6 protein-coding genes are annotated in these 7,414 nt (G+C 58.1%); 2 read left to right on the top strand and 4 right to left on the bottom strand.

Annotated features, from left to right (window positions below):
• Nucleotides 1-109: 109 nt before the first annotated feature.
• Nucleotides 110-1,411 carry an IS1380 family transposase gene (locus AC13DD_RS10625; RefSeq protein WP_041336316.1) on the bottom strand — a complete coding sequence of 434 codons (1,302 nt, stop codon included), beginning with the start codon at nt 1,409-1,411 and terminating at the stop codon, nt 110-112.
• Between the two features lie 359 nt (nt 1,412-1,770).
• Here AC13DD_RS10625 and AC13DD_RS10620 point away from each other — a divergent pair, with 359 nt between their 5' ends.
• A complete protein-coding gene (locus AC13DD_RS10620; protein WP_136632012.1) occupies nt 1,771-2,016 on the top strand; it encodes a hypothetical protein in 246 nt (81 codons plus the stop codon).
• Entirely contained in the window at nt 1,994-4,474 is a 2,481-nt protein-coding gene (locus AC13DD_RS10615; protein ID WP_008173696.1) for a heavy metal translocating P-type ATPase, read from the top strand. Before AC13DD_RS10620 ends, AC13DD_RS10615 begins: the two co-directional genes overlap by 23 nt.
• Before the next feature lie 247 nt (nt 4,475-4,721).
• Here the strand turns inward: AC13DD_RS10615 and AC13DD_RS10610 are convergent, their stop codons facing one another.
• The 3 genes from AC13DD_RS10610 to AC13DD_RS10600 form a co-directional block, all read right to left on the bottom strand.
• The gene (locus AC13DD_RS10610; protein WP_074211047.1) at nt 4,722-6,155 is read right to left on the bottom strand and encodes an alkaline phosphatase D family protein; all 1,434 of its coding nucleotides are present in this window, start codon (nt 6,153-6,155) and stop codon (nt 4,722-4,724) included.
• Between the two features lie 31 nt (nt 6,156-6,186).
• Complete coding sequence (locus AC13DD_RS10605; protein ID WP_039882014.1) at nt 6,187-6,630, bottom strand: hypothetical protein; 444 nt, start codon at nt 6,628-6,630, stop codon at nt 6,187-6,189.
• A 181-nt stretch (nt 6,631-6,811) separates the two neighbouring features.
• Entirely contained in the window at nt 6,812-7,081 is a 270-nt protein-coding gene (locus AC13DD_RS10600; protein ID WP_172515652.1) for a TFIIB-type zinc ribbon-containing protein, read from the bottom strand.
• Nucleotides 7,082-7,414 lie beyond the last annotated feature (333 nt).

Raw genomic sequence — 7,414 nt, 5'->3', positions numbered from 1 at the left:
CAGATCCGAGTGGTCATGGTCGAAGTTGGCGATTATTTAGCCAGTTTCCGGCATTCAGGCACAACTCCCCCTTTCCCCCATTGGTATCGGGCCGGGGGAGCCCGATTATCTACTGGGGCACCAAGCGCTGAACCAGTGCTGAGAGATCGTTCTTGTGTGGATAGCTATCACTCATCAACACCCGTATTCGGCGGGTGTTGCGGATGATGACTGCGCCAACCTTGATCAGCTTCAAGCGCAAGGTGCCGGCACTCATACGTTCGAAGGGCGTGTTTTTCAGATGCACCCGCAAACGCTCGAACAGGGTGTAGGCGAAGCCGGATAAGATCAGCCGCCACTGGTTGGTCCACCAGTGTGTGCTGGAGGTGCGACCGGCAAACAGATCCAGTTGTTGATCCTTGATCCGGTTCTCCATATCACCCCGTGCGCAATACTGTTCGTAGTAGAGCTTGAATCCGTCATCGTAGCGGGAGCTGATAACGAACCGGGGGTTCGGGCCTTGAGGGCCATATTCCAGGCGCGCAACCACCCAGCGTGGCTTATGCCAGCTTCGGGCTTTGTAGCGGAAGCGGAAGGTGCTGGCGAGCTTATGGCCATGAGCCTCGTAGTAGGTCCGGACTTTGTCCATGGCTGGGGCGGCAAGCGCCTCCAGCCGCTGGTTGCGGGCCATGCCTACGATGTAATCCACCTGGTTGCGATCGCACCAGGCCAGCAGTCGGGGCTTGCTGAAGTGGGAGTCGCCCCGGAACACGATCCGGGTCTGTGGCCAATACTCGCGAATAAATCGCACCAGCAGCGCCAGAATGGCCCAGCTGTGCCGGGCATCACCTCGATTGCTGGTGCGCAGATAGCTCACCAGCAAGTGCCTACCGCAGAAGACGTAAAGCGGGAAGTAGCAGTGATGGTCGTAATACCGGTTAAAGAACTTACCCGGCTGGTCGCCGTGCACCGGAATATCGGTGCCGTCAAAATCCAGCACGATTTCCTTGGGCGGCTTCTCATGCTGCTCGATAAAGTGGTGCCAGAGCAACTCATGCGCTTTGACAATGGTTTGCCGATCCATCGCCTGCTCCATTCGACAAAGCGTGGACTTGCCGGCCAGAGTCGAGGCATTCCCCGTGGCGGTTTGTAGTGCCTGATCAAAGCGAAGCGCTTCATGATCATTCAGATCTTCGTAGCCGCTGGCCACGCCGTAGACGCGCTGCCGGATCATGGTGTTGAGCCCATGACGAATCATGCGGGCATCCCGCTGGTCGGTCAGCGTCTCGGCCAGTCGCTGGGTTAGCCGGTGTTGTTTATCGACTTCGCGCAGTAACAACACACCGGCATCCGAGGTGATATGGCCTCCGGAGAAATCGGCTTCAATCTGGCGGCGGGAGAGTGGCGAGAAGGTCAGTTTTTGAGGTACCATTTTGGATAGCGGCTTTTAGTGTGGGTTTTTGTGTAGGAACTTGAATTCTAACACTTTAAGCCGCTTCTTCCTTCCTCATGCTACCTTCTTCATGAGAAATCCGGGCTAGGGAACTGGATGCCCGTGAGGCCCAAGAACACATCACACAGGGATATCATGTAGAAAATCAGTAGAGGAGGCAATAACGCGTCAGCTCGCATTGCGCTTGCAATAAGCCCCATGTACTCCATGTCGATTGGTGTCGCGTATTGTCAACCTGACGCACACACCGGGCAGAAGCGACAAGCAGTGAATTCGGTGCAGAATATATCATCTACGCCTACTTGAACGGATAAAGACAAAAACACTGGAGAAAGAAGTTGGCTTGGAAATTTCAGTTGCAGCTTGCGAGCAAAACAATCGCCAGCACGGTGTTGGGCGGGCTGACCGGAATGGATCGGTTATGGCACCGCCGCGAAGCCAGCATGATAGCCTACGCGGCAGCAGCGTTGTGTGCCTGCGGCTTTGCGTTTGTCTCGCAGCATATTCCAGGTACCGATCCCAGTCGCGTTTTGGTTTCAACAAAAGATAGGATGTGCAACCATGGAAAAAACACTTCGCCTTGACCTCCCGCTCCTCCTTCCCGACACGCCGGATGCGCATGGGGCTTGTGCACAGCGGCTAGCCGAGAGCCTGGAAACTCGTGAAGGTGTCTCTATCGCCCACGTTCGCAATACAGAAAGCGGTGGGGGCATGGAGCTATGTATTCATTACGACCCCGCATTGCTTTCGCTTGAACGAGTCCGCGAAGTCGCCAAGGCGTTCGGGGCAGAGATTACCTCTCAGTTCGGGCACCTCGTGTGGCAGGTTGAAGGTATTCCGGATCAACGTCGGGCAAGAGCGGTCAGCGCACAGCTGCGCAGTCTCCCGGGGGTTGTAGAGGCCGAGGCCAATGCCAAGGGGCCGCTGCGGATTGAATTTGATCGAAGGCAAACTGATGAAAACACTCTGCGCAATGCCCTTCAGAACATGAGACTGTCGCTGGTACAAGACGAATCCAGACCGCATGAGCCGACTGGAGAAGCACACGATCATGAGCATGGCGGCATATTTGGTGCGCAAACGGAACTTATTTTTGTGGCCTTGTGCGGTGCGCTGTTGCTGATTGGCTGGCTTTTGCCGAAGTTCGTGGCGACGCCGCCATGGGCACCCCTGTTCGTCCTCGTGCCCGCCTATTTCTTCGGCGGCTACTACGCCCTGCGCGAGGCTATTGACAGTGTGCGCACTGGCCGGTTCGAGATTGATTTTCTGATGCTGGTGGCGGCGGCGGGCGCGGCAGCGCTTGGTGAATGGGCCGAGGGCGCATTGTTGCTGCTCCTCTTCAGTCTTGGCCATGCGCTGGAAGGCTATGCCATGGGTCGCGCCAAGCGGGCCATCGAAGCGCTTGGCGCCCTGGCGCCCAAAACCGCCACCGTGCGCCGGGATGCCAAGGTCGAAGAGATCGCCGTCGATGCTTTGCGGGTCGGTGACATCGTGCTGGTGAAGCCGAACGAGCGTCTGGCCGCGGACGGGTTCGTCATCAAGGGTGAAAGCAGCGTCAATCAAGCACCGATCACAGGCGAGAGCGTGCCGGTGGACAAATCACCCGTCGGGGATGCGACCGTTGCCGCGGAAAAACCCGACCTCGTGGATGCCGAAAACCGTGTCTTTGCCGGTACGATCAACGGCGGCAGTGCGTTGGAAATTCAAGTCACGCGCACATCGGCGGATTCGACCCTCGCCCGCGTCGTCAAGATGGTGAACGAGGCCGAAACCAACCAATCGCCCACCCAGCGCCTGACCGACCGGTTCGAACGCATCTTTGTACCGGCGGTTCTGGTTCTTGCCGTTGCGCTTTTGTTTGCGGGCTTCGTCGTCGACGAACCTTTCAGCGACACCTTCTATCGCGCCATGGCTGTACTGGTAGCGGCAAGCCCCTGTGCGCTTGCGATCGCGACGCCAAGCGCGGTTCTCAGCGGGGTCGCACGCGCCGCCCGTGGCGGTGTTCTGATCAAAGGCGGTGCCCCGCTCGAAAATCTGGGGCGGCTGACGGCCATCGCCTTCGACAAGACCGGCACACTGACAGAAGGCAAGCCGAAGCTCGTCGATGTGGTGACGGCCGATGACGTAGCGGAAGAGGAGCTTCTGCGGGTGGCGGTTGGGGTCGAGATGTTGAGCGACCATCCCCTCGCCGCTGCCGTTGTCAGGGGTGGACGCGAACGCCTGGGCGATACGCCTGCCGCCGAGTCATTGAACCTGCGCAGCATTACGGGCCGCGGGGTCGTGGCAGACGTCGAGGGCGAGACAACCTACATCGGTAAGGATGACCTGTTCGCGGAGATTGGCGGCCCTGCCATTCCTCCTTCTCTGAAGATCCAAATAGAAGCATTGGAAGCGAACGGCCGCACCACGATGGTTGTTCGCCAAGGCGACCGATATCTTGGCGTGATTGGGCTGATGGATACGCCGCGCGAAGCGGCACCGGCGGTGATAGAGACGCTGCGCACGATCGGCATTCGCCGGATGATCATGATCTCTGGCGACAATCAGCAGGTCGCGGACGCTGTCGCGCGGGCTGTCGGCCTTGACGAGGCACGCGGTGATCTGATGCCCGATGATAAGGTGGAGACGATCAAAAAACTGCGCGCAGAGGCTAAAGTAGCGATGGTTGGCGACGGCGTCAACGACGCTCCCGCGATGGCGAACGCCACAGTCGGCATTGCCATGGGCGCGGCGGGCTCGGATGTCGCGCTGGAAACCGCCGATGTGGCTCTGATGGCGGATAACCTGAACCATTTGCCCTTCGCCGTGGCGTTGAGCCGGTCGACGAGCTCAATCATTCGACAGAACCTGTGGTTCAGCCTGGGCGTTGTTGCCTTGCTGGTTCCCGCGACGATTCTCGGTCTTGGGATTGGACCTGCGGTGGCGGTTCACGAAGGGTCGACTATTGTCGTCGTGTTCAACGCACTGCGCTTGCTCGCATTTCGTTTTGCTCCACCTGTTACACCCGTGGGTAGGGTATCCAATGCGGAAATGTCGGTGTAATCAACCAGACAACAGGAAGCCGTTGCAGGAAGCTCCCAATGAAGTGGATCGAACAAACTCTCGGACCACTCTTCCTGGATGGGGATACAAGGCGTGTTCATTTGTTCGAGCTTCTGCTTGACGTGAATGACGGATTGAAAAAGGCAGGTAATAACACACAATTTACAGGTCATTGGTGCTGGATCATCGGCTGCGCAAACTCCGACGACCGCGCTAGCGGCCTTACATACATGTGTGAAGATTATTATCACAGAATAAGGGGCGGTGTTATCCCGCTCTCTTCCAGAGCCCAACGGGCGCGCCATATATCTGAACGCCGCTCAAGCACCAGATAGTTGCGTTCCGCAATATAGCGCGACTTCTGACCGGGGATACATGGGATTCGGATCGGACACGCCTTGAGCGGCGATTCACCAAATTGTGCAAGGGCCCCCAGAATTCGTGCCCACACCCTTGGCGGGGCGCGATGCGCAATGCCCGAGGCAACCAGCTGGTGTAACCAGCGACCGGCGCCGAGCTTCATCGTGGCACGCGTCGCCAGGTGGATTTCCCCCGAAAGCACCGTGACATCATGGCCGTTGGCAAGCGCCATGTCCCGGATCACCCGAAGCATATCGCACCATTCGTCACGGTGAGCGCGGCTTTGCCACTGATCGCGCAGATCGTCCTCGTATTTCTGCATTTTGGGGATGGCGACCATCAGAGCCTCAAGCACCGACAGGCGTGGACCCAGCAACGGCACGCTGGACATCAGGAACGTGTGACCCTGCACCGGGGTCGAGGCCTCAGCTCGAATCATCTTCCAGCCGCCGTCCCCCATTACCTCGTGGCGCGTACGCTCCGACCTCATATCAGGTGCAAGGAGGCGCAGACCGGCTGTGCGAACACTCCAGCCCAGATGCAGCCCGGCAGGATCGTGGAACCGTTCAGGCAGATCACCATCTACTGCGGCATGCTGAAAGGTCAAAAAACTCTCGCGGGCAACATCAAACAGGATTTGGCCGACCGGTGTGTCGGTCTTCGACCCCGGTAGCGATCCCCAGCCATCGCAAATATCGTGGTCGTCCCACTGCATGAGAGACGGCACGCGCGCGGCGATCCAGACAAATTCCGGCGCACGATAAAGCGCCACGTAGCGCTCCAGGAAGCGTTCGCGCAAATAATGGCGCAAATCGGCAAGATCGGCGCGCGAAGGATCCTTGGGGATATGTTCGGGCCAGTCCTCGCTCAGGGGGTGACCCTCGGTGACTTGGTCAGCATAGACCTGATCGCCACCGTGCAGCAGCAGGGAAAACGGCGCGTTCCGGTGATCTTCTGTCAGGCGTGCCCACATCGCATTGCGCTCGGACCCTTCGCGCTCCAGATCGCCGATTTGCTCGCCGTTGCAGGACACATAGGCGATCCGTATATCGCCTCGAAAATCACTTGCCAAGGAGTAACTTTGGCCGTTCCAGGCATAACAGGACGAGCGGTTTGCGGGCAGGTCGAAGCGTGCTCGCCAAACGGTCATATGATCGTATTCCGCGAGGATTTCCGCTGTATGTACGCCGTGGACCGTTTCGATTGGCTCCGGGCACTCGCCATTGTCCGCAATGAAAAGGACAGAGAGCCGTAACACATATTTCTCGACATGGTCGAGAAAGAGAAGCGGTCCGGTCATGACCGGAGGTTCGGATGTCATGCGCAAGGTGGTTCCGATCAGTCTTCGGGCACTACTGTCGCCGTTGTCCTCGTCGCAGGACAGCGGGTATTGCAATCAGCGCGATCAGCCCTGCAACCCAAACCAGCAGAACGACCGTCTTGACAAGAAAATGAATCGATCCACCCGCCCAGCCGAGCAGCCCCTCAATATTGGCCGCATCACGTAAAGCCGTGGCTTCCTCCCCAAGGCCAAACCACTTCGCAAGCCCCGCTCCGGTATCGGCCAGTGGCCCGGCTGCACCGGAGATCCAGGAGAGGACCGGATCGACCAGCCACCAAGCGCCGAGCGAAAGCGCAGACCATATGACCAGCCCGGCCACGATGACCGAGGTCGGAATATTCAGCACCGGCAGGGCTCTGCGTTCGCGATAGCCGGAATGGTCATCGCCCTCATAATACCCACCCATGTCGCGATACCGTCTGTGTTTGGGTCGCCGGAAAAGATGATGTCCCATGATTTGCTTCCTCTAAGGGTGACGTTCACCTCCGCCAACACAACGTATCGCATCCTTGACCACCAGATGACCGCGGTGCGCGTCAAGGCCCCAGGTCAAAGTCCAGACGTAAGGATCCTGCGCCGCGGTGACACCAGGCAGGCCCATGTCCACCCGAGTTGCGCCGCCTGAACAAACCTGTCTAATCAAAAATTTCCGACAACCAGGACTTGCGGCGATACCCATGTTTGCCATGGCCTCCATGCTTGCCGTAACCGCCGTGCTTGTCATAGCCTCGGGGTTCTGGCTCGCGACGTGGTGGCGGCGCCAGTTCTACGGCACTACGCTCGATGATCTTGTCCAGCTCCCCCCGGTCCAGCCACACGCCCCGGCATTTGGGGCAATAATCAATTTCCACACCTTGTCGATCGGCCATCGTCAGATCAACACTCTCGCATACTGGACATTTCATGAGCTTCTCCTTTAGGTCAATCATCAGGGAAATCATAGTAGCACCATACTCACACCCCTTCACACTTGGGGCAACTAATCAAAATATTCTCCAGCATGTTATCGGCACCAACCATGATTAATTGGTGTGCCCAGAAGCCCCCTGCCCCCATTGAGCAGGTGATCTATTATCTGTTGTGAATCAAGGGGCAGTCTAGGAGTCTGCGCGGCAGAAGCTACATTCTGGCACAATAGATCAAAATTCTTCAGCAACAGGATGACTGATGGGAACCACTTTCCGCCCGTATTCGCCTGGCCAGGAACTGCTTCTTCCCCCGAGCCTGAACGAGTGGCT

Source organism: Marinobacter sp. L-13, from assembly GCF_056857715.1.
The sequence above is the reverse complement of the archived record's forward strand: the minus strand, read 5'-3'. Positions and strand labels throughout refer to the sequence as shown.

Coding starts and splice junctions, on each gene's coding strand:
- AC13DD_RS10610 (WP_074211047.1), bottom strand. CDS start 6,155: ATGACATCCGAACCTCCGGTCATGACCGGACCGCTTCTCTTTCTCGAC.
- AC13DD_RS10625 (WP_041336316.1), bottom strand. CDS start 1,411: ATGGTACCTCAAAAACTGACCTTCTCGCCACTCTCCCGCCGCCAGATT.
- AC13DD_RS10615 (WP_008173696.1), top strand. CDS start 1,994: ATGGAAAAAACACTTCGCCTTGACCTCCCGCTCCTCCTTCCCGACACG.
- AC13DD_RS10600 (WP_172515652.1), bottom strand. CDS start 7,081: ATGAAATGTCCAGTATGCGAGAGTGTTGATCTGACGATGGCCGATCGA.
- AC13DD_RS10605 (WP_039882014.1), bottom strand. CDS start 6,630: ATGGGACATCATCTTTTCCGGCGACCCAAACACAGACGGTATCGCGAC.